Source organism: Streptomyces sp. NPDC002181 (genome assembly GCF_042890485.1).
Lineage (GTDB): Bacteria > Actinomycetota > Actinomycetes > Streptomycetales > Streptomycetaceae > Streptomyces.
Genome location: NZ_JBIASC010000008.1, coordinates 115,495 through 135,631, shown reverse-complemented (window position 1 = coordinate 135,631; position 20,137 = coordinate 115,495). Strand labels below are relative to the sequence as shown.

At 72.9% G+C, this 20,137-nt stretch carries 18 protein-coding genes, 1 tRNA gene and 1 pseudogene; 7 read left to right on the top strand and 13 right to left on the bottom strand.

The features are described 5' to 3' along the window. Positions 1 to 114 precede the first annotated feature (114 nt). The 3 genes from ACFYXV_RS20870 to ACFYXV_RS20860 form a co-directional block, all read right to left on the bottom strand. On the bottom strand, positions 115 to 1,038 hold the full coding sequence (locus ACFYXV_RS20870; protein ID WP_389383777.1) for an SCO1664 family protein: 924 nt from the start codon (positions 1,036 to 1,038) through the stop codon (positions 115 to 117). Continuing rightward, positions 1,002 to 1,592, bottom strand: a complete 591-nt coding sequence (locus tag ACFYXV_RS20865) for a DUF3090 domain-containing protein (protein ID WP_030157160.1) — start codon at positions 1,590 to 1,592, stop codon at positions 1,002 to 1,004. Before ACFYXV_RS20865 ends, ACFYXV_RS20870 begins: the two co-directional genes overlap by 37 nt. A 62-nt stretch (positions 1,593 to 1,654) precedes the next feature. Next, complete coding sequence (locus tag ACFYXV_RS20860) at positions 1,655 to 2,398, bottom strand: histidine phosphatase family protein (protein ID WP_389383727.1); 744 nt, start codon at positions 2,396 to 2,398, stop codon at positions 1,655 to 1,657. A gap of 54 nt (positions 2,399 to 2,452) precedes the next feature. On the opposite strand from ACFYXV_RS20860, the gene ACFYXV_RS20855 reads away from it, so the two are divergent. Continuing rightward, complete coding sequence (locus ACFYXV_RS20855) at positions 2,453 to 3,445, top strand: magnesium and cobalt transport protein CorA (protein ID WP_385475937.1); 993 nt, start codon at positions 2,453 to 2,455, stop codon at positions 3,443 to 3,445. Between the two features lie 15 nt (positions 3,446 to 3,460). On the opposite strand, the gene ACFYXV_RS20850 is transcribed toward ACFYXV_RS20855, so the two are convergent. Both ACFYXV_RS20850 and ACFYXV_RS20845 read right to left on the bottom strand, forming a co-directional pair. Further along, positions 3,461 to 4,249 carry a ferritin-like domain-containing protein gene (locus ACFYXV_RS20850; protein WP_389383726.1) on the bottom strand — a complete coding sequence of 263 codons (789 nt, stop codon included), beginning with the start codon at positions 4,247 to 4,249 and terminating at the stop codon, positions 3,461 to 3,463. Positions 4,250 to 4,436: 187 nt separating this feature from the next. Then, positions 4,437 to 5,486 (bottom strand): LLM class F420-dependent oxidoreductase, encoded by a 1,050-nt coding sequence (locus tag ACFYXV_RS20845; protein ID WP_385475941.1) that lies wholly within the window; start codon positions 5,484 to 5,486, stop codon positions 4,437 to 4,439. A 109-nt stretch (positions 5,487 to 5,595) separates the two neighbouring features. Between ACFYXV_RS20845 and ACFYXV_RS20840 the strand changes: the two genes are divergently transcribed. Beyond that, positions 5,596 to 6,591 carry an aldo/keto reductase gene (locus ACFYXV_RS20840; RefSeq protein ID WP_385475943.1) on the top strand — a complete coding sequence of 332 codons (996 nt, stop codon included), beginning with the start codon at positions 5,596 to 5,598 and terminating at the stop codon, positions 6,589 to 6,591. Then, positions 6,588 to 8,807, top strand: coding sequence for a helix-hairpin-helix domain-containing protein (locus ACFYXV_RS20835; RefSeq protein ID WP_389383725.1), 2,220 nt, complete (start codon positions 6,588 to 6,590; stop codon positions 8,805 to 8,807). Before ACFYXV_RS20840 ends, ACFYXV_RS20835 begins: the two co-directional genes overlap by 4 nt. A 77-nt stretch (positions 8,808 to 8,884) precedes the next feature. Here the strand turns inward: ACFYXV_RS20835 and ACFYXV_RS20830 are convergent, their stop codons facing one another. Next, positions 8,885 to 9,556 (bottom strand): hypothetical protein, encoded by a 672-nt coding sequence (locus ACFYXV_RS20830; protein ID WP_389383724.1) that lies wholly within the window; start codon positions 9,554 to 9,556, stop codon positions 8,885 to 8,887. Between the two features lie 47 nt (positions 9,557 to 9,603). Between ACFYXV_RS20830 and ACFYXV_RS20825 the strand changes: the two genes are divergently transcribed. Beyond that, complete coding sequence (locus ACFYXV_RS20825) at positions 9,604 to 9,792, top strand: DUF5703 family protein (RefSeq protein WP_030860319.1); 189 nt, start codon at positions 9,604 to 9,606, stop codon at positions 9,790 to 9,792. 57 nt (positions 9,793 to 9,849) lie between these two features. Here the strand turns inward: ACFYXV_RS20825 and ACFYXV_RS20820 are convergent, their stop codons facing one another. The 3 genes from ACFYXV_RS20820 to ACFYXV_RS20810 all read right to left on the bottom strand — a co-directional run bounded on the left by ACFYXV_RS20820 (position 9,850) and on the right by ACFYXV_RS20810 (position 12,517). Beyond that, positions 9,850 to 10,731: a chaplin family protein gene (locus tag ACFYXV_RS20820; protein ID WP_389383723.1), complete on the bottom strand. Its 882-nt coding sequence runs from the start codon at positions 10,729 to 10,731 to the stop codon at positions 9,850 to 9,852. Positions 10,732 to 10,828: 97 nt separating this feature from the next. Further along, positions 10,829 to 11,062 (bottom strand): chaplin ChpH, encoded by a 234-nt coding sequence (gene chpH / locus ACFYXV_RS20815; protein ID WP_385469553.1) that lies wholly within the window; start codon positions 11,060 to 11,062, stop codon positions 10,829 to 10,831. A gap of 129 nt (positions 11,063 to 11,191) precedes the next feature. Beyond that, a complete protein-coding gene (locus ACFYXV_RS20810) occupies positions 11,192 to 12,517 on the bottom strand; it encodes a M20/M25/M40 family metallo-hydrolase (protein WP_389383722.1) in 1,326 nt (441 codons plus the stop codon). 169 nt (positions 12,518 to 12,686) lie between these two features. Here ACFYXV_RS20810 and ACFYXV_RS20805 point away from each other — a divergent pair. From ACFYXV_RS20805 to ACFYXV_RS20795, 3 genes and pseudogenes are all read left to right on the top strand, one after another. Then, positions 12,687 to 12,771: transfer RNA gene (locus ACFYXV_RS20805), tRNA-Leu, on the top strand. A 258-nt stretch (positions 12,772 to 13,029) separates the two neighbouring features. Next, a pseudogene (locus ACFYXV_RS20800) lies at positions 13,030 to 13,333 on the top strand (hypothetical protein); the annotation flags it as partial. A 34-nt stretch (positions 13,334 to 13,367) separates the two neighbouring features. Next, entirely contained in the window at positions 13,368 to 13,727 is a 360-nt protein-coding gene (locus ACFYXV_RS20795; RefSeq protein WP_385469557.1) for a zinc ribbon domain-containing protein YjdM, read from the top strand. Between the two features lie 63 nt (positions 13,728 to 13,790). Here the strand turns inward: ACFYXV_RS20795 and ACFYXV_RS20790 are convergent, their stop codons facing one another. The 4 genes from ACFYXV_RS20790 to ACFYXV_RS20775 all read right to left on the bottom strand — a co-directional run bounded on the left by ACFYXV_RS20790 (position 13,791) and on the right by ACFYXV_RS20775 (position 20,123). Continuing rightward, on the bottom strand, positions 13,791 to 15,227 hold the full coding sequence (locus ACFYXV_RS20790; protein ID WP_383341394.1) for an amino acid permease: 1,437 nt from the start codon (positions 15,225 to 15,227) through the stop codon (positions 13,791 to 13,793). A 255-nt stretch (positions 15,228 to 15,482) separates the two neighbouring features. Beyond that, entirely contained in the window at positions 15,483 to 17,027 is a 1,545-nt protein-coding gene (locus ACFYXV_RS20785; protein ID WP_385469559.1) for an APC family permease, read from the bottom strand. Between the two features lie 142 nt (positions 17,028 to 17,169). Then, a complete protein-coding gene (locus ACFYXV_RS20780) occupies positions 17,170 to 18,117 on the bottom strand; it encodes a hypothetical protein (RefSeq protein ID WP_385469561.1) in 948 nt (315 codons plus the stop codon). A gap of 350 nt (positions 18,118 to 18,467) precedes the next feature. After that, positions 18,468 to 20,123 carry an FAD-binding dehydrogenase gene (locus ACFYXV_RS20775; RefSeq protein WP_389383721.1) on the bottom strand — a complete coding sequence of 552 codons (1,656 nt, stop codon included), beginning with the start codon at positions 20,121 to 20,123 and terminating at the stop codon, positions 18,468 to 18,470. Between the last annotated feature and the right edge of the window lie 14 nt (positions 20,124 to 20,137).

Below are 20,137 nucleotides of genomic sequence, written 5' to 3'. Positions count from 1 at the left end.
CCTAACCGGACGCGTGTTCCGAAAACGAACCGGACCTGCACTGTTGGCTTGATCGGCGGTCTTGCGATCTGGCTGGTTCTGTGCCCTGGCCGGGTGGTGCCCGGCCAGGCCTGTTCAGACCGGCGGCCAGGGGATGGCCGGCCACTGCCCGGAAGGGCGCGGGTGCACTCCGGTGCGCAGGAGATCGGCCACCCGGGCCCGTACGGCGGCCAGCTCGACCGCCGTGATCAGTTCGGCCAGCCGGGTGGCCAGCGGCTCCCCGTCGGCCAGGCCGGCCGCCAGGGCGGTGAGCACCCCGCGCGCCTCGTCGGTCAGCGGTTCGCCGGCCCAGCCCCAGAGCAGGGTGCGCAGCTTGTCCTCGCGGTGGAAGGTCACCCCGTGGTCGATGCCGTAGAGCCGCCCGTCGGGCGCGGGCAGCAGGTGGCCGCCCTTGCGGTCGCCGTTGTTGATCACCGCGTCGAGTACGGCGAGCCGGCGCAGCCGGGGGTCGTCGGCGTGGACGAGCAGCGCGGTGCGGCCCTCCCCGACGTCGGCGAGGGCGACCGGCTTCCAGCCCTCCCCCGCCTCCTCGCCCTCGACGAGGGCCAGCAGGCCGGAGGGATCGCCCGGATCCTCGCCGGCGGACCCGGCGGACCCGGCTGACCCTCCGGACCCGGCGTCCCCGGTCTCCCCGTCGTCACCGGCGTCCCTCTCGTCACCGGAGTCGATCCAGAGCTGGACCATGCCCTCCCCGTACGGCCCGTCGCGCAGCACGGTCGGCGGCACCAGGCTCCAGCCGGTGGCCTCGGAGACCAGGTAGGCGGCGACCTCGCGCCGGGCCAGGTTCCCGTCGGGGAAGTCCCACAGCGGGCGCTCTCCCTTGACCGGCTTGTACACGCAGTCGGCGCTCACGTCCCCGTACGCCACCGTGCACAGCAGCACGGCGTTGGACGCCTCGCGGATCTGGCCGACGACCGTGAGCTCGCCCCGCGCGAGCAGCTCCTCAAGTTCCCCCGTGGCGCTCACGCCTGGCGCCGGTAGCCGTTCTGGCGCGGGCAGACGTGCCCCTCGGGATCGAGCGGAAGGCTGCACAGCGGGCACGGCGGCCGGCCCGCGTTGACCACGTCGAGGGCCCGCTTGGCGAACGCCCGGGCCTGGGCGCCGGTGAGGCGGACCCGCAGCATCGGCGGGCCGTTCTCCTCGTCTTGGAGCAGCCGCTCCTCGGCCTCGGCGAGGTCCTCCTCCGAGTCGGCGTCGAGCTCCACGAGCGCCTGGGCCTCGACGATCATCCGCTGTTCCTCGCCGTCCCAGGCCAGGGCCATGGTGCCGACGCGGAACTCCTCGTCGACCGGGACGTCCAGCGGCGCGGTGTCGGCGGCCTCGGCGGGGGCCACCGCCGGGACCGGGGCATTGCCCCCGGTGCGCCGTACGACCTCGTCCAGCAGCTCGTCCATCCGCTCGGCCAGCGCCGCGACCTGGGTCTTCTCCAGGGAGACGCTGGTGACGCGGGGGCCGGACGAGGCCTGCAGGAAGAACGTACGGCGTCCAGGCAGGCCGACCGTGCCCGCCACGAAGCGGTCCGGCGGGTCGTAGAGGAACACCTGACGGGGCACGTCCAGTCTCCAAGTCTCGGTGGCGGGTTGTTTCGGCCCGTCCACCCTACTGCGCGCTTCGATCACGCCGCGCCCGCGCCGCCTCCGACGACGGCGTTGCCTCCGTCTTCCGTCGCGCTCTCGAAGTCGGCGGTGCCGGCGGCCTCGGCGTCCGGGGCCGGGGCCGGGGCCGGGCGCGGGGCGAGCGAACCGAAGTCCCCCGTGTCGCCGAGCCGGAGCAGGAACGGGCGCGTGGGCGTGTACCGGACGGCGGTGACCGAGCAGGGGTCCACGTGGATGCGCTGGAAGAGGTCGAGGTGCATGCCGAGGGCGTCCGCGACAAGGGACTTGATGATGTCCCCGTGGGAGCACATGAGGAAGACGGCGTCGCTCCCGTGCTCCTCCTCGATCCGCGCGTTCCACTCCCGTACGGCGTCCACGGCGCGCGCCTGCATGGCGCGCATCGACTCCCCGCCGGGGAAGGCGGCGGCCGAGGGGTGCTGCTGGACGATCTTCATCAGGGGTTCGCCGGAGAGCTCGGAGAGCTTGCGGTTCGACCAGTCCCCGTAGTGGCATTCGCCGATCCGGTCGTCGGTGTGCTGCTCCAGTTCCGGGCGCGCGGCGAACAGCGGGGCGAGGGTCTCCCGGCAGCGCTGGAGGGGGCTGCTGACGGCGGCGGCGAGCGGCACCCCGGCGAGCCGCCCGGGCAGCGCCGCCGCCTGTTCGGCGCCGCGCTCGTCAAGGGCCACTCCCGGCGTCCATCCGGCGAGCAGCCCTGCGGTGTTGGCGGTGGACCGCCCGTGTCGTACGAGGATCAGCATGGCCATGACGCAAGCCTAAGCGGTGGGCGCTGCGTGCGGACCGGCGGTGGGCGGGGGACAATGCCGACCGTGATAGTCGACTGCGCCATGTACCGGGACGGCCGCCGCTCCCCCGCGCCCGAGGACCTCTCGAACGCCCTCGACGAGGCGCGGGCCAGTGGCGACGCCTTCCTCTGGGTCGGCATGTACGAGCCGACGGAGGAGGAATTCGAGCACGTCAGCAGGGAGTTCCGGCTGCACAAGCTGGCCGTGGAGGACGCGCTGACCGCGCACCAGCGCCCCAAGCTGGAGGTGTACGACGACTCGCTGTTCGTCGTCCTCAAGCCGGTCATGTACGACGACGACACCGACACGGTCACCACGGGCGAGCTGATGCTCTTCATCGGCGACTCCTTCGTGGTCACGGTCCGGCACGGCGAGGGGGCCCCGCTGAAGGCCGTGCGCCACCGGCTGGAGCACGAGCCGGAGGTACTGCGGCACGGACCGACGGCGGTGCTGTACGCGGTGTCCGACGCGGTGGTCGACCACTACATCGAGGTGGCCGCCGAGCTCCAGGCCGATCTGGAGGAGGTGGAGGCGGACGTCTTCGCGCCGCAGGCGACGGACACCAAGAACACCGCCGCCCGGATCTACGGCTTCAAGCGGCAGGTCCTGGAGTTCCGCCGGGCGACGAGTCCGCTGCTCCAGCCGATGGACCGGCTGGCCTTCGGGAACGTGCCCTTCGTGCACGAGCACGCGCAGCCGTTCTTCCGCGACGTCGCCGACCACCTGACCAAGGCGAGCGAGTACATCGAGGGCCTGGACCGGCTGCTGTCGGACGCGCTGGCCGCGCACCTGGCGCAGATGGGCGTCCGGCAGAACGACGACATGCGCAAGATCTCGGCGTGGGCGGCGATGGCGGCCGTGCCGACGATGGTGGCGGGGATCTACGGGATGAACTTCGACCACATGTGGGAGCTGCGGCAGCCCTGGGGCTATCCGGTCGTGATCCTGGTGATGGTCGGCGCCTGTCTGGGCCTGCACCGCCTGTTCAAGTCCCGCGGCTGGCTGTAGGGGCTCCCCCGGTCCTCACGCGTATTCGGGCGTGGTCACCGGTACGCCGCCCAGCGCGTCGCGCCGCTCCGGCGGGCGCAGGCTGATCATGCGGTGCCAGCCGGCGAACCGCTCGTACGCGTACATCCCGCGGATCCCCGCGGCCAGCGCGGCCGCCTTGGGGGCGGGCCAGCGCAGCAGCCGGCCCATGTGGTCCATGACGGCGAGGCTCACGTCCCGGTAGATGGCGATCTCGGCGAGGGCGCTGTCGCGCAGAACCCGCTGGATGGTCCGGCCGTACCCCTCGCGGACGAGGCGGAGCAGCTCCTCGTGGCAGTAGGCGAGGTGGTTGTCCTCGTCGTGGCTGATCATGCGGACGGCCCTGCCGACCTCGGGGTGGCTCCCGAACTGCCGCACCAGCATCACCATCTGGTCGGCGGCGCGCTGCTCGGTGACCCGGCTGTGGGCGAGGTAGACGACGATGTCCTCCTCGGTCAGCGGCTCCTCGCGGCGCAGCTTCTCGTGCGCGAGACCGATGCCGCGCCGCTCCAGCAGCATCGTGTAGTCCGCCTCCGGCGGCACGGGGACGGAGGGCAGGCCGCGCTTGCGCAGCAGGGCGTTGAAGATCCGTCCGTGCTTGTCCTCGTCGGCGCCGTGCCGGGTGATCTTGGGCGCGAGTGCGCGCATGCCGTCGGGCACCAGGGCCGCGATCCGGGCGTTCTCCCAGCCGCCCTGGGACTCACCGCTGGCCGCGATGGAGCAGAACAGCTGGAACGAGTCGTCGTTGTCGACGATCTCCTGGAACAGGCTGCGGGCAGAGAGCATGCATCGAGTCAACGGCCGATCCGGGGGCCCGGCAACCGAAGGGTGGCACCGCTCGGCCGAATGAACGACGGGAACGGGCGGGGGTGCGGGCGTAACCCGGAGGGCGCCCCCCGCGTTGTGCCTGTGTCGGCCGTGGCGGGGAAGACCCCCGAGCCCCCACCACGGCCGCAGAGCATGCGGGGAGCGGTTACGCGAGGCCGGCGCGCTCCATGGCCTCCGTACCGGCACGCAGGGCGGTGATCCGCTCGTCGAGGGTGAAACCGGCCGGGGCGAGCGTGAGGGTGGTGACCCCGGCCTCGGCGTAGGCCCGCATCCCGTCGGCGATCCGCTCGACGGAGCCGAGCAGGGTGGTCGAGTCGATCAGCGAGTGCGGGACGGCCGCGGCCGCGCCCGCCTTGTCGCCCGCCAGGTACTTGTCCTGGATCTCGGCGGCTTCCTTCTCGTAGCCCATGCGCTGGGCGAGCTGGTTGTAGAAGTTCTGCTTCCGGCTGCCCATGCCGCCGACGTACAGGGCCGTGTACGGGCGGAACATGTCGGCCAGGGCGGTCACGTCCTCGCCGACGGCCAGCGGGACCGTCGGGCAGACGTCGAAGCCCTCCATGGTCAGTCCGGCCTTCTCGCGGCCCGCCCGGATGTGGGTGAGCGCGGTGGCCTCCAGGTGCTCGGCGGCCGGGAAGATGAGCAGGGCGCCGTCGGCGATCTCGCCGGTCTGCTCCAGGTTCTTGGGCCCGATGGCGGCGATGTAGAGCGGGATGTGCTCGCGCTCGGGGTGCACGGTCAGCTTGATCGGCTTGCCGGGGCCGCCGGGCAGCGGCAGGGTCCAGTGATCGCCCTCGTAGCTGAGGCGCTCGCGGGACATGGCCTTGCGCACGATCTCCACGTACTCGCGGGTGCGGGCGAGCGGCTTGTCGAACTTGACGCCGTACCAGCCCTCGGAGACCTGGGGGCCGGAGACGCCGAGGCCGAGGCGGAAGCGGCCCTTGGTGAGGGAGTCGAGGGTGGCGGCCGTCATGGCGGTCATCGCCGGCTGGCGGGCCGGGATCTGCAGGATCGCGGAGCCGACGTCGATGCGCTCGGTCTGGGCGGCGACCCAGGCGAGCACGGTCGGGGCGTCGGAGCCGTAGGCCTCCGCCGCCCAGCAGACGTCGTAGCCGAGGCGGTCCGCCTCCTGGGCCACGGCCAGGTTGTCGGCGTCCATGCCAGCGCCCCAGTAGCCGAGATTGATGCCGAGCCGCATGTGTCGTCCCCTTACGGTGATGCCGGTTTACCGATCAGTAACGTGGGTCTGCGGGGGACTGTAGCGCGCCAGGGCGTCCCGCGTCAGTGCCCCAGTAGTCTCAGCGGTCATGGAGCAGAGGCATCTCGGCCGCACCGGACTGCGCGTGTCCCGGATCGGCCTCGGCACCCTGACCTGGGGCCGTTCCGCGGAGGGCCCGGACGAGTCGGGCGCTGCCGAGCAGTTGAAGACGTTCTGGGAGGCGGGCGGAACGCTCGTCGACACCGCCGACGTGTACGGGGGCGGTGAGGCGGAGTACCTGCTGGGGCAGTTGATCGACGGGCTGGTCCCGCGCCGTGACCTGGTGATCGCGACGAAGTCGGGCTCGGTCCGGGCCGCCGACCGCCGGGTCGACGGCTCGCGCGGCCACCTGCTCGCCGCACTGGACGATTCGCTGGCCCGGCTCGGCACGGACCACGTCGACCTGTGGCAGGTCCACGCGTTCGACCCGGCGACCCCGCTGGAGGAGACCCTCCAGGCCCTGGACCTGGCGGTGAGCAGCGGCCGGGCCCGGTACGCGGGGGTGGCGGGCTTCTCCGGCTGGCAGCTGGCGAAGGCGGCGACGTGGCAGCTGGCCGCCCCGGGGGTGCGGACGCGGCTGGCCTCGGCACAGATGGAGTACTCGCTGCTCCAGCGGGGCGTGGAGCGCGAGGTGCTCCCGGCGGCGCTGGACCTGGGCGTCGGGCTGCTCCCGTCCTCCCCGCTGGGGCGGGGGGTCCTGACGGCCAAGTACCGGGACGGCGCGACCCCGGCGGACTCCCGGGGGGCCTCCCCGACGATGGCCGGATTCGTGGACCCGTACCTGGACGAGACGGCGGGCGGCATCGTGGACGCGGTGGCGACGGCCGCCCAGGGGCTGGCGGTGACCCCGCTCCAGGTGGCGCTGGCGTGGATCCGGGACCGGCCGGGCGTGGTCGCGCCGATCGTGGGCGCACGGACGTCCGCGCAGCTCAGCGAAGCGTTGTCGGTGGAGGCGCTTACCCTTCCGGAGGAGATCTGCCGGGCGCTGGACGATGTGTCCGCGCCCGTGCACCGCTACCCCGACCACGACTGGAGCACGCTGTGAGCACGGACCGCCAAGCCGTTTCCCCGAAGGACCCGGCCACCCCCGAGGCGGCCCCCTCCGGCACGGAAGCGGAGGAGCCGCAGCCCGCCGGTGCCGAAGCGGGCAGCGGGGGGCCGCAGGCGGAGCCCCCGGTTTCGGGACGGCCCGGGGCGGAGGGCGAAGACGGCGCGGAGGGCGAAGACGGCCCGGCGGCGCCGGAGCCCGGGGCCGGGACGGCCCCCGAGGGCGACTCCGACACGCCCGGGGGCGAGGCCGGGGGCGGGGCCGCGGAGGGGGAGGCGGCGCAGCCCGTGGTGAGCGAGGCCGCCGCCGAGCTGGCCGCGCAGAAGGTGGAGCGGGAGCGCATCGCCCGCCGCAAGGCGGAGCGCCAGGGGCCCGTCGACGCCGGAGCCAAGCTCAGCGGGAAGGCCGCCGACCTGCTGGCCGCCGTACGGGCCGTGGAGAGCGGGGAGAAGCCCTCCCCCGTGTACTTCGACGAGGCGCCGGTCGCTCCGCGGCGGGCGCCTGAGGCTCCCGCGGCCCCCCGCCCCGCCCGGCCCGCCGCCCCGGCCCCGACCGCCGCCGGCATCGACGGCGTGCGCGCCGTGCTGGCCCGCGGCGGCGCCCCCGAGGCGCTGGCCGTCCCGGCCGCCACCGCCCTCGGCGAGGACGCCGCCGAACGGCTCGCCGAAGACCCCTGGCTGCTCCTCGCCGTCGCGGGCGTCCGCCCCGCCCAGGCCGACGGATTCGCCCGGGCCCTGCTCGGCCCCGGCGCGGGCCCCGGCGACGAGCGGCGCGCCGCCGCCCTGGTGGGCTGGCTGCTGGAGCAGGCGGCGCTCAAGGGGCACACCGCCCTGGAGGCCCCCGCCCTCGAAGCCGCCCTGGCCCAGTACGGCGTCCCGGACCCCGCCGGGTCCCTGGAGCGGTCCATCGGCGAGGGCGACGTCCTCGTGTTCCAGGAGCCGCTCGGCCCGCCCGTCGCCGAGGGCGAGGAGCAGCCCGTCCGCGTGCTCGTCGGCCTGGAGGGCTACGCGCTGGCCGAGGAGAGCCTGGCCGACGGCCTGGCCCGGCTCGCCAACGCCTTCGACGACCCGGCGGACTGGGAGAAGGCCGCCACCGGCCCCGCCGCCGAGCTGATCCGCGCCGTCTCCGGCCACGGCCTGGTGACCCACACCGGCGGCGAGGCCGCCCGCGCCGAACCGCTGGCCCTGCTCGCGGCCGCCCGCGATCTGGGCCTGCGCGTCTGCCTGGCCGCGCACGCTCCCGCACACGGCGCCGTCACCATCGCGGACCTGCTCTCCGGCGCCGCCGGGCCCGGCCGGGACGCCGACGGGCAGTTCGCGGTGGACCTGCTCGTGGTCCTCGACTCCCCCCAGCTGGACGTGGAGACCGCCGCCGCGCTCGTCGAGTCCGTCCCCGACGGGGCCCGCCTGGTGCTCTCCGGGGACCCCGGGGTGCTCGGATCCGCGGGCCCCGGGCGGGTGTTCGGCGACGTGCTCGCGGCCCGCGCCTGCCCGCAGCTGGTCTCCCGGACCCCCGACCCCGGCCCGGTCGGCGAACTCGTCTCGGGCGTCGGCATCGGCGAGCTGAACCAGGTCGAGGCCCCCGGCAAGGAGGTCGTCATCGTCCCGGTCCGCGACGCCGGGGAGGCCGTCCACCGCGCCGTGCAGCTGGTCGCCGAGTCCGTGCCCCGCGCCTTCGGGATCCCCGCGGACGCCGTCCAGGTCATCACCCCGGGCCACGGCGGCTCGGCGGGTACGCGCACGCTGAACGCGGCCCTCAAGGAGCGGCTGAACCCCGGCCCCGGCCGGTTCGGCGGTTTCGACCCGGGCGACCGCGTCGTGCACGTGCCCTCGCCCGGGCGGGCCGTCCCGGCCAAGGTGGTGTCGGCCGACGCGCAGGGGCTGCACCTGGACGCCTCCGGGGCGCGGATCGTCGTACCCAAGGAGCGGGTGGAGTCGCAGGTGCGGCACGGCTGGGCGGTGACGGCGCACCAGGCGGTCGGCGCGCGCTGGCCCGCCGTGGTCGTCGTCCTGCCCGGAGACGCGGCGCAGGCCCTCTCCCGGGACTGGGTGTACACGGCGTTCGGGCGGGCCGAGCGGCACCTGTCCGTGGTGCACGGCGTGGACCAGGCGCTGCCGCGCGCGGTCGCCGAGGTGCTGCCGAAGCCGCGTACGACCCGGCTGGCCGGCCTCCTGCGGGCCCTCGTGGCGGCGGCGCGGGACCAGCCGGAGTGACCGGCGCGTGAGGCGTGCGCGCCGCGGCCCCCGCCCTTTCGGGACGGGGGCCGCGGCGTCCTGTGTGCGGGAGGCGATCAGGCGGGGGTCAGGCCGGGCCGCGCCGCCCGGCCGCCCGCGTCTTCTTCCTCGTCCTCGTCGAAATCGTCCGTCTCCTCGTCGAAGACCGAGCTCACGTCGAACCGGTGCAGCACGTCCTGCGGATCGGTGTGCCCGAAGGGCGAACCCAGCCACTCCCCCGGTTCCGCGACCTCCTCCGAGGCCGCGATCCAGAGGGTGGAGTCCCCCTCCTCCAAGCCGAACTCCTTGTAGCGGGAGGCGATCTCGTCGGGCTCGTACTCTCCGAAGAGCACGCCCAGCGCACCGGCCGTGCCGCCGTCGAGGGCGAGCTCGGCCTCCCGGTCGTGCGCGGCGACCCGCTCGGCCTGGGCGATCAGCCTCGGCGGTTCGACGACGGCGTAGTCACGGCGGATGAACACGCTGAAGGCGGCGGGCTCGGCGGGCCCGGTGTACGGGACACCGTCCTCGGGCGTGGGGATCTCGAACGGGGTGACCTCGTCGTACCGGTCGTAGAGGAGCTCGTCGTACTCCTCGGCGGCGGCGGCGAGTTCGTTGAAGGCGGCGTAGACGGCCGGGTCCTCGTCCCCGATCCTGCTCTCGACCGCGGCGAGGTGACGGTCGAGCGCGGCCTTGACCGCCTCGGCGGCGGCGCGTACCTCGGCAACACTGGGCAGAGCGGCATCAGACATAGTGCAGACGCTATCCGTAGCAGGGCTCTGCCCGCACAATAGATGCGATGCCGGAATACGAATTTGTCGACGTGTACGTGCCCCGCGGTGTGCCTCGCAAGGAGGCGACCCGCCTGCTCACCGACCATGCCGAGTACGGGAACTGGGAGATCGACAGGCTGGCCCTGTACCGGGACGGCAGTCGCCGGGTGCGGCTGCGCCGGAGGATCATCCGTCAGGTCCGCGCCACCTGGTGACGCGGGACGGATGACGCGGGCCCCGGACCGGGGCCCGCGTCGTACGGCTGCCGCGCCTCAGGCCGCGCTGCGGGCGCGCCGGTAGAGCACGGCGCCGGCCAGCAGCGTGCCGGCGGCGAGCGGAAGGCCCACGCCGAGGACGTCTCCGGCGCCGGTGGCGGCGAGCCCGGCCTGCTGGGCCGGGGCGATGCCCTGGCCCTGGCCGGGGTGGGTCACGGGAGTGACACCGCCCGTGCCGGGCCCGGTGGGCCCGCCGGGAAGCCCGGGGGTACCGGGGGTACCCGGCTGGCCCGGATTGCCGGGCGTACCCGGGGTGCCGGGGTTGCCAGGTGTGCCGGGGTTACCCGGCTGGCCCGGATTGCCGGGCGTACCCGGGGTGCCGGGGTTGCCAGGAGTGCCAGGGTTACCCGGGTTGCCGGGCGTACCCGGAGTACCGGGGTTGCCAGGAGTGCCGGGGTTGCCGGGCGTACCCGGAGTGCCGGGGTTGCCCGGGTGACCGGGAGTGCCGGGGTTGCCCGGGTGACCGGGAGTGCCGGGGTGGCCCGGAGTTCCCGGGTGGCCGGGCGTGCCCGGGTTTCCCGGGTGTCCCGGTTCGTCCTCGTCGCACGGCTCGTCCGGCTCCTCGGGCTCGGCCGGGTGGCCGGGGTTGCCCGGGTGCCCCGGGAGACCGGGGTGGTTCGGCGTGGCCGAGTCGTTGGAACACCGGTTCCCGAAGGCCGGGTTGAGCAGCCCCACCACCGAGACGGTGTTGCCGCACAGGTTCACCGGAGCGTCCACGGGTACGTGGTCGGAGTTGCCGGACGCCACGCCCGGAGAGTTCACGGCATGGCCGGACGTGCCGGAGTCCGCGTGTGCGTAACCCCCGCCCAGCGCGAGCACGCCCCCCGCCGCCGCCATGGTGATCAGCGTCTTCCTGGTGACCGCTGCCTGTCGTCGCATGTGTTTGTCCCCCTGCGGTGTAAGAACAGCCGGGCCCTGAAAGCCCGGCGGCCCCGGAGCGCTGGAATGCGCTCCGGGGCCCAAGACTTCAGAAGCGTCAGGCGTTGACGCAGGTGTTGCCGAAAGCGGGGTTCAGCAGGCCGATCACGCTGATCGTGTTACCGCAGACGTTCACGGGAACGTGGACCGGGACCTGAACGACGTTGCCGGACAGGACACCGGGGGAGCCGATGGCCGCACCCTGGGCACCCGCGTCGGCGGCAGCCATGCCCGCACCCGCGAGAACGAGACCACCGGTGGCAGCCGCAGCGGCGACAACCTTCTTGAGCATTGTTCCTCCTAGTTGGCAATGCGGTCCCAGCCGCGGACCGCACCACCTGTAACGAGGAGGCGTCACCAGGGCTACGAGCGTATGAGTGCATTCACTCTTCCCAGTGAGAAGCGCACACCTTCCCGATTCTCAGCAGTTGTCGATGAATCGGTCCAGAACGCGCACGCCGAACTTCAGCCCGTCGACCGGCACCCGCTCGTCCACGCCGTGGAACATCCCGGCGAAGTCGAGCTCCGGCGGGAGCTGAAGCGGGGCGAAGCCGAAGCAGCGGATGCCGAGGTCGTCGAAGGACTTCGCGTCCGTCCCGCCGGAGAGCATGTACGGGACCGCCCGCGCGATCGGGTCCTCGGCCTTCAGGGCGCCCTGCATGGCGTCCACGAGCCGCCCGTCGAAGTCCGTCTCCAGGGCCTTGTCCCCGTGCACGTCCTCGTACTTCACGCGCGGCCCGAGGATCCGGGCGAGGTCGGCGAAGAACTCGTCCTCGTAGCCGGGCAGGAAGCGGCCGTCCACGTGCGCGGTCGCCTGCCCGGGGATGACGTTGACCTTGTAGCCGGCGCCGAGCATCGTCGGGGCGGCCGAGTTCCGCAGCGTCGCGCCGACCATCTTGGCGATGCCGCCCAGCTTGGCCAGGGTCGCGTCCATGTCGTCCGGGTCGAGCGGGGTGCCGAGCGCGTCCGAGAGCTCGTCCAGGAAGCTCCGTACGGTCTTGGTGACCCTCACCGGCCACTGGTGGCGGCCCAGGCGGCCCACTGCCTCGCACAGCTCGGTGATGGCGTTGTCGTTGTTCGTCATCGAGCCGTGGCCCGCGGTGCCCTCCACCGTGAGCCGCATCCAGTGCATGCCCTTCTGGGCGGTCTCCACCAGGTACAGCCGCAGGTTCTCGTTGACGGTGAACGAGAAGCCGCCGACCTCGCCGATCGCCTCGGTGACCCCGTCGAAGAGGCCCGGGTGCTTGTCCACGAGGTACCGGGCCCCGTACAACCCGCCCGCCTCCTCGTCGGCGAGGAAGGCCAGCACGATGTCCCGCGGGGGCTTGCGGCCGCTGCGCAGCCGGTCGCGCACGACGGCCAGCGTCATCGCGTCCATGTCCTTCATGTCGACGGCGCCGCGGCCCCACAGGCAGCCGTCGGCGATCTCGCCCGAGAAGGGGTCGTACGTCCAGTCGGCGGCGTTGGCCGGGACCACGTCGGTGTGGCCGTGGATCAGCAGCGCCGGCCGCGACGGGTCCTCCCCCTCGATGCGCGCGACGGTCGAGGCCCGCCCCTTGTGGGACTCGAAGATCTGCGGCTCCAGCCCGACCTCGGCGAGCTTCTCCGCGACCCACTCGGCCGCCTTGCGCTCCCCGGGCCCGGAGTGGTCCCCGTAGTTGCTGGTGTCGATCCGGATGAGGTCCCGGCAGAGGTCGACGACCTCGTCCTCGCCCGAGACGTTCCTGCCCGCGCTCGACTCGCTCACGCTGCTTCCTCCCACTGATCGGTACCGACTGCCTCCCCATCCTCCCGCTTCACCCGGCTCCACCCAAGGGCGATCCTCGGCCGCCGGGGGGTGTGATCGAGGACCCCGGAATGTTTGGTAATGTTTTCCACGTCGGAACGGCCCGCGAGGGACGCGAGACAGACACCTTGTCCGGGTGGCGGAATGGCAGACGCGCTAGCTTGAGGTGCTAGTGCCCTTTATCGGGCGTGGGGGTTCAAGTCCCCCCTCGGACACAGAGCGGGATGTTCACAAGATCGTCCCGAGGTTTTCACGGAATGCCGGTCGAGTCGTATGACTCACCGGCATTCCGTCGTTCCCGGCGCGAACGACCCGCCCCCCGTCATGGTGGTTCCCACGAAGGTGGCCGCTCAGCTCGGTCAGGGCCTCGTTCGCCCGATGGCCTCGCAGGGGGCGGCCGGGGGGATTCACAGTGCCCTCGTGAACTCGACGGGCATCGCCGCCCGGGCGACCTTCGTGCCGGTCGGAAAGGCGGCAGCGACGACCACGGCGGCACGTTCCGCGCCCACCTCGAACTGGCCGCCCTGGCCATCGCGCTGAAGCGGCGGGTCATCGTCCTGCAGGCCGTCGAGCACGCGCAGAGCGACCCCGGCAACCCGTTCGAGAGCTTCTCCCGCGCGCTCAGACCGACCAGCAGCGCCTCGACGCACTGGAGTCGGGCATCGCCGCAAGCTGGGCGACGGGGTCGTGTCCGACAGCCGCGCGAGGGACGTGGCGATCGAGATCGCCCGCGACGAGGACGGCTCGGTGGTCGTGTTCCCCGCGCTCCCCGCGTAGGAGCGGGCCGCTCGCCGGGCGCTACCCTGAGGCGGTGACCGAGAACCTTCCCCCTTGCCCGAAATGCTCCTGTGAGTACACCTACGAGATGAACGCCCTCGTGGTGTGCCCCGAGTGCGGCCACGAATGGGTTCCCGCCGAGAGCGGTGCGCAGGCCGCGGAGGGTTCCGGCGAGAAGGTCGTCAAGGACGCCGTCGGCAATGTGCTGCGCGACGGCGACAGCGTGACCGTGGTCAAGGCGCTCAAGGTCAAGGGCAGCCCGTCGGGGATCAAGGCGGGTACGAAGGTGCGCGGCATCCGGCTCGTCGACGGAGTGGACGGCCACGACATCGACTGCCGGATCGAGGGCTTCGGTGCCATGCAGCTGAAGTCCGGCGTGGTCAAGAAGGCCTGAGCCGGGCAAGCGAGAAGGACCCCGCCCGAGGGCGGGGTCCTTCTGCGTGTACGGGAGGGGAGGTCAGCGGTTCGCGGCGATCTCCGCTACGCGTCGGCGGACCAGGAACCAGCCGCCGACGAGAGCGGCGCCGATGACGGGGACGCACATGACGGTGGTGCGGCCGACGCCGCCGTCGCACCACATCAGGACCAGTACGGCGACCAGGAACACCAGCGTGACGATCTGCGTGTACGGGGCCCAGGGCAGGCGGTAGGCGGGGCGCTGCACGCCGCCCTGCTGCGCACGCCGCCAGAAGAAGAGCGAGCAGATCATGACCATCGCCCAGGTGCCGAGGATGCCCAGCGAGGCGAAGTTCAGGACGAGCTCGAAGGCGTCCTTGGGCATCAGGTAGTTCAGGCCGACGCCGGCGAGGCCGAAGGCCGCGGTGAAGAGCACGCCGCCGTAGGGGACCTTGCCCTTGTTCATGCGGGCGGTGAACTTCGGCGCGGAGCCGGACATGGCCATCGAGCGCAGGATGCGGCCGGTGGAGTAGAGCCCGGAGTTCAGGCTGGAGAGCGCGGCGGTCAGGACGACCAGGTTCATGACGCCGGCGGCGCCGGGGACGCCCAGCTTGTCGAAGACGGTGACGAAGGGGCTCTGGTCCGAGGAGTACGAGGTGTACGGGAGCAGCAGCGCGAGCAGGATCACCGAGCCGACGTAGAACAGGCCGACGCGCCACATGATCGAGTTGATCGCCTTCGGCATGATCTTCTCGGGGTTCTCGGTCTCGCCGGCGGCGACTCCGCACAGCTCGACGGAGGCGTACGCGAAGACCACGCCCTGGAGCAGCAGGAGCATCGGGAGCATGCCGGACGGGAAGATGCCGCCGTTGTCGGTGATCGAGGACAGGCCCGGGGTGTGGCCGTCGATCGGGTGGCTGGTGGCGACCAGGTAGATGCCGACGAGCAGGAAGATGCCGAGGGCCGCGACCTTGACGAGGGAGAACCAGAACTCCATCTCGCCGAAGTACTTCACCGAGATCAGGTTCGCGGTGAGGACCACGGCGAGGGCGATCAGGGCCAGGACCCACTGCGGGACGCTGGTGAACATGGACCAGAAGTGCGCGTAGGTGGCAGCGGCGGTGATGTCGGCCACGGTGGTCGTGGACCAGTTGAGGAAGTACAGCCAGCCGGCCGTGTAGGCGCCCTTCTCCCCCATGAACTCGCGCGCGTAGGAGACGAACGCGCCGGACGAGGGGCGGTAGAGCACGAGCTCGCCGAGGGCCCGGACCACGAAGAAGGCGAAGATGCCGCACACCGCGTAGGCGATCGCGAGGGAGGGGCCCGCGTTGGCGAGCCTGCCGCCGGCGCCGAGGAACAGGCCGGTGCCTATCGCCCCGCCGATGGCGATCATGTTGATGTGGCGGGACTTGAGGTCCTTGCTGTAGCCCTCGTCACCCGCGTCGACGTGGCGGGACGACGCCGGGGCGGTGGCCTCGGTCAAGGTGCGGTCACTCATGTAGCGCTTCGCCTTCGTACGTGGGACAGGCAGGCCCGGAACGCCGCGCAGGGGAGCTGGGTGGTGTCACCTGTGCGGGGGTCCGGATGTTTTTGTCGCCCCAGGAGACCATGAGCCCCGGCCATGGCCAAAACCCGGCCTCCCCACGCGGAAGCCCCCGGCGACCATGGAAACGGGCGCCGGGGGCTTCGTACGAGCTGGAAAGCGAGGCGGTACGGGGTTTTCACGGGGACCGGCCGCCCGGGCCGGGCACGGTCACTCCCGGGGGCCGGTCTCCGCGGCCTGGTCGAGGCGGAAGGCCTCGTTCCCGAGTCCGATGCGGGCGTGCACCTCGGGGCGGCGGCTGCGCAGGAGGACCCCGTACAGCAGCCCGACGAGGACGGCGGCGGCGATGATGCCGGGCAGGACCCAGCTGAGCGCGGATCCCTTCTCGGCGCCGACCAGGACGTGGAAGTCCTTCACCGTGTAGACGGCGATGGCGAGCAGGGCGATCCCGGCGGCGCCGGCCGCGACGAGCCGCCAGACCTGGGCGGCGGCGGTGCCGCGGCGGACGAAGAAGGCGATGACGGCGAAGGAGGCGGCGGCCATGAGCAGGGTCACGCCGAGGGCGCCGACGTTGCCCATCCAGGTGAACAGGTGCAGTACGGGCGTGGTGGGGTCCCCGGCCGGCTTGTCGTCGGTGACGGCGAAGGCCAGGACGACGAGGACGGAGACGGCGGTCTGCAGGAGCGAGCCGGTGGCGGGGGCGCCGGTGCCCGCGTTGGTCCGGCCGAAGGCGGCCGGGAGCAGGCCTTCGCGGCCCATGGCGAAGGCGTAGCGGGCCACCACGTTGTGGAAGCTGAGCATGGCCGCGAACATGCCCGTCACGAAGAGGACGTGCAGGACGTCGGTGAAGGTGGTGCCGAGGCGGGCCTCGGTGAGCTGGAAGAGCAGGCCGGGGCCGGCTTCGCCGGAGGTCTTGACGATCTCGGAGGGGCCGGTGGCGACGGTGAGCGCCCAGGCGCTGAGGGCGAAGAAGAGGGCGACGAAGCCGACGGCGAGGAACATCACGCGGGAGACGACGATGTGGGGCTTGCTGGTCTCCTCGGCGTAGACCGGGGACTGCTCGAAGCCGACGAAGGCGGCGATGCAGAAGCACAGGGCGGTGCCGAGGCCGGGGCCGCTCAGGGTCTCGGGGTTGAAGGCGTGCAGCGAGATGCCCTCGGCTCCGGGCTTGCCGATCGCCGCGATGTCGAAGATCACGACGAGCACGACCTCGATGAGGAGGAGGACGCCGAGGACCTTGGCGTTGAGGTCGATCTTGAGCCAGCCGAGCGCGCCGGTGAGGGCGACGGCCGCCAGGGCCGGTATCCACCAGGCGAGGTCGGTCTGGAGGTACGTGGCGAAGAGGCCGGAGATCTCGAAGCCGAGGATGCCGTAGACGCCGACCTGCATGGCGCTGTACGCGACGAGGGCGACGAGCGAGGCGCCGGCGCCCGCGGTGGGGCCGAGGCCGCGCGCGATGTACGCGTAGAAGGCGCCGGCGTTGTGGACGTGCCGGCTCATCTCGGCGTAGCCGATGCCGAAGAGCGCGAGCACGACACCGAGGATCACGAACAGCAGGGGCTGACCGACGATGCCCATGACGCCGAAGGTGGTGGGCATCACGCCGGCGACCACCATCAGGGGCGCGCTGGCGGCGAGTACGGAGAGCAGCAGCCCGGCGGTGCCGAGGCGGTCGGCGCGCAGGGCGCGGTCCTGGCCCTTGTAGGTGCGGATCTCGGGCGCGGTGCCGAGCGTGGTGGATCTGCCCGTCGCCATGGCGGGGTGTCCTTTCGGGGGAAGGTCGGGGAGCGGTGCGGGGTGCTGTGCGGGCGTGCTGTGCGGGTGCGGTGTGCGGGGGTGCTGTCCGGGCGTGCTGTGCGGGTGCGGTGTGCGCGGTGCGGGTGCGCGGGCCGATGCCTCAGGCCGTACCGAGCGCGGCGCTGCGGGCGGCGAGGAAGGCCTTGTGCGGGTCGAGGTCCGGATAGGACCAGGGGGCGGGCGTGGCGTGGCTGCCGATGCGGTGGAAGAGGGCGGCGGCCTCGGCCGGCCGGCCCTCGCAGAGCTTGGCGTGGGCCAGGAAGTTGAGGTCGACCCGGTTGCGGGGGTGGTCCTCGCGCTCCCACTCCAGCCACCAGTCGAAGGCGGAGCGCAGGACCTGGCGGGCGCGCCGGCCCGACCAGTGGGCGGCGGCCCCGTCGGGGGTGCGGCCCCGGGTGGCGGCGAGCACCCGGTAGCGCTCGGCGTGGGCGATGACCGGGAGGACGGCGAGCGGGGAGTCGGCCGGGGACTCCTCCGCGGCCCAGGCGGCGAAGTCGTAGACCTCGTGGAGCGGGTCGTGGCCGGAGGAGGGGGTGTGTTCGGCCAGCTTGGCGACCATGAGGTGGTGGGCGTGGTGGTGCTCGCGGTGGCGGGCCCGGACCTGGTCGAAGTGGCGGCTGAACTCCTCCTCGGTGCCGAAGGCCCGGGTGAGCATGAGCAGCCCCAGCCAGGGGGTGGGGTCGGCGGGGTGCAGCGCGGCCGCCCTGCGGCAGGCCTCCTCGGCGGCTTCGGGCGTGCCCTTGCGGCGCAGGGCGCTGAAGACGGCGGCGCAGGCGAGGAGGGTGACGGCGTCGGGGCTCTCGGGTTCGGCGAGCAGCCATTCACGGGCCCAGGCGGTGGCGGCCGGGGTCTCGGCGAGCACGACGAGGCGGTGGCCGCGGCGGTCCCAGTCGTCGCCGGTGGAGACGAGGAGGGAACGGGCCCTGGCCCACCGGCCCTGGGTGAACTGTGCCCGCACGTCGACCAGTTCGGTGTCGCACAGGGCCGGATCGAAGAGCTGGGCGTCCCGCTTGCGGGCGCGGCCGAGGGGCGGCGGAGGCGGGGACATCCGCGGGATTCCCTCCAACACGGGCGCGGGCGGACGGTTTGGCTGGATGATCACGCACAGCAAAGCGGTAGGCACAGCTCCGCGTCAAGGTCCAGTCCACTGCCTGGCGCGTTTCAACTGGTAGGAACAAGGGGACAGTTGGTGCGCTTCAACGCGTTCGCGACCGCCTCGGGGCGACCCGGGGCGGGCGCACGGCGACGTACGGGGCGACGGGGCTCCCTGCCGGTGGCGGGCCGTCGCTCGCGCAGGCGGGCCCGGAGCACGCGCCGGACGGGGCGGGGGCTGCGCGACTGTGGCCGAATGCCGCGCCGCACACGAGCGGTCCCGGACCCTCCCCACCCCGCAGGGACTCAGCCCACCGCCTTGGCCGCGGCGCGGCCCGCCGCACGGCCCGAGAAGATGCAGCCGCCGAGGAACGTGCCCTCCAGGGCGCGGTACCCGTGGACGCCTCCGCCGCCGAAGCCGGCCGCCTCGCCCGCCGCGTACAGACCGGGCAGCGGCTCACCGGATCCGGTGAGGACCCGGGAGGACAGGTCGGTCTCCAGGCCGCCGAGGGACTTGCGGGTCAGGACGGAAAGCCGTACGGCGATCAGCGGACCCGCCTTGGGGTCGAGGATCCGGTGCGGGGCGGCGGTGCGGATCAGCTTGTCGCCGAGGTACTTGCGGGCGCCGTGGATTGCAGTCACCTGGAGGTCCTTGGTGAAGGGGTTGGCGATCTCCCGGTCCCGGGCCACGATCTCGCGGCGGACGGTCTCCTCGTCGAGCAGGTCCTCCTTGGTGACCGCGTTCATGCCGCGCACCAGCGAGGCGAGATCGCGTTCGACGACGAAGTCCGTGCCCTTGTCCATGAAGGCCTTCACCGGCCCCGGTACGGCCTGGCGCGCCCGGTCGATGACGTCGCGGACCGACTTGCCGGTCAGGTCCGGGTTCTGCTCGGAGCCGGAGAGGCCGAACTCCTTGCCGATGATGCGCTGGTTGAGCACGAACCAGGTGTGGTCGTGGCCGGTCTTCATGATGTGGTCGAGGGTGCCGAGGGTGTCGAACCCGGGGAAGAGCGGTACGGGCAGCCGCTTGCCGGTGGCGTCCAGCCAGAGCGAGGACGGGCCGGGCAGGATGCGGATGCCGTGCCCGGCCCAGATCGGGTCCCAGTTCTCGATGCCCTCGGTGTAGTGCCACATCCGGTCCTTGTTGATGTGGCTGGCCCCGGCCTCCTCCGCTATGCCGAGCATCAGGCCGTCCACGTGCGCCGGGACCCCGGTGAGCATCCGCTGCGGCGGGGTGCCGAGCCGCTCGGGCCACTGAGCGCGCACGAGGTCGTGGTTGCCGCCGATCCCGCCGCTGGTCACGATCACCGCCTGGGCCCGGAGGGAGAACGCCCCGGTGCTCTCGCGGCCGCTCGCGCTGCCCCGCACGGCGTCCGAGGGCTCCAGGACCTCGCCGGTCACGGTGTCCAGGGCGCCGGCCGTCCGGGCGAGCCCGGTGACCCGGTGGCGGAAGCGGAGCCGGACCAGCCCGCGGGCCACCCCGGCACGGACGCGGCGCTCGAAGGGGGCGACGAGGCCGGGGCCGGTGCCCCAGGTGATGTGGAAGCGGGGGACGGAGTTTCCGTGGCCGTTGGCGTCGTAGCCGCCGCGTTCGGCCCAGCCGACCACCGGGAAGAAGCGGACCCCCAGGGCGTGCAGCCAGGGCCGCTTCTCGCCGGCCGCGAAGTCCACGTACGCCTCGGCCCAGCGGCGCGGCCAGGCGTCCTCCTCGCGGTCGAAGCCGGCGGTGCCGCGCCAGTCCTGGAGGGCGAGCTCGCGGCTGTCCCTGATCCGCATCCGCCGCTGTTCGGGCGAGTCCACGAAGAACAGCCCGCCGAAGGACCAGTGCGCCTGGCCGCCGATCGACTGCTCGGGCTCCTGGTCGAGCAGGATGACCTTGCGGCCCGCGTCGACGAGCTCGGCGGTGGCCACGAGACCCGCGAGACCCGCCCCGATCACGATCACGTCTGCGTCGTACGTCATGTGTGCGAACCCGT

What these genes read in the sequence shown, in the direction of transcription:
- ACFYXV_RS20855 (WP_385475937.1), top strand. Translation starts at nt 2,453, where the DNA reads ATGCCGACCGTGATAGTCGACTGCGCCATGTACCGGGACGGCCGCCGC.
- ACFYXV_RS20775 (WP_389383721.1), bottom strand. Translation starts at nt 20,123, where the DNA reads ATGACGTACGACGCAGACGTGATCGTGATCGGGGCGGGTCTCGCGGGT.
- ACFYXV_RS20790 (WP_383341394.1), bottom strand. Translation starts at nt 15,227, where the DNA reads ATGAGTGACCGCACCTTGACCGAGGCCACCGCCCCGGCGTCGTCCCGC.
- ACFYXV_RS20850 (WP_389383726.1), bottom strand. Translation starts at nt 4,249, where the DNA reads ATGCTCTCTGCCCGCAGCCTGTTCCAGGAGATCGTCGACAACGACGAC.
- ACFYXV_RS20780 (WP_385469561.1), bottom strand. Translation starts at nt 18,117, where the DNA reads ATGTCCCCGCCTCCGCCGCCCCTCGGCCGCGCCCGCAAGCGGGACGCC.
- chpH (WP_385469553.1), bottom strand. Translation starts at nt 11,062, where the DNA reads ATGCTCAAGAAGGTTGTCGCCGCTGCGGCTGCCACCGGTGGTCTCGTT.
- ACFYXV_RS20820 (WP_389383723.1), bottom strand. Translation starts at nt 10,731, where the DNA reads ATGCGACGACAGGCAGCGGTCACCAGGAAGACGCTGATCACCATGGCG.
- ACFYXV_RS20785 (WP_385469559.1), bottom strand. Translation starts at nt 17,027, where the DNA reads ATGGCGACGGGCAGATCCACCACGCTCGGCACCGCGCCCGAGATCCGC.
- ACFYXV_RS20830 (WP_389383724.1), bottom strand. Translation starts at nt 9,556, where the DNA reads ATGTCTGATGCCGCTCTGCCCAGTGTTGCCGAGGTACGCGCCGCCGCC.
- ACFYXV_RS20825 (WP_030860319.1), top strand. Translation starts at nt 9,604, where the DNA reads ATGCCGGAATACGAATTTGTCGACGTGTACGTGCCCCGCGGTGTGCCT.
- ACFYXV_RS20845 (WP_385475941.1), bottom strand. Translation starts at nt 5,486, where the DNA reads ATGCGGCTCGGCATCAATCTCGGCTACTGGGGCGCTGGCATGGACGCC.
- ACFYXV_RS20840 (WP_385475943.1), top strand. Translation starts at nt 5,596, where the DNA reads ATGGAGCAGAGGCATCTCGGCCGCACCGGACTGCGCGTGTCCCGGATC.
- ACFYXV_RS20860 (WP_389383727.1), bottom strand. Translation starts at nt 2,398, where the DNA reads ATGGCCATGCTGATCCTCGTACGACACGGGCGGTCCACCGCCAACACC.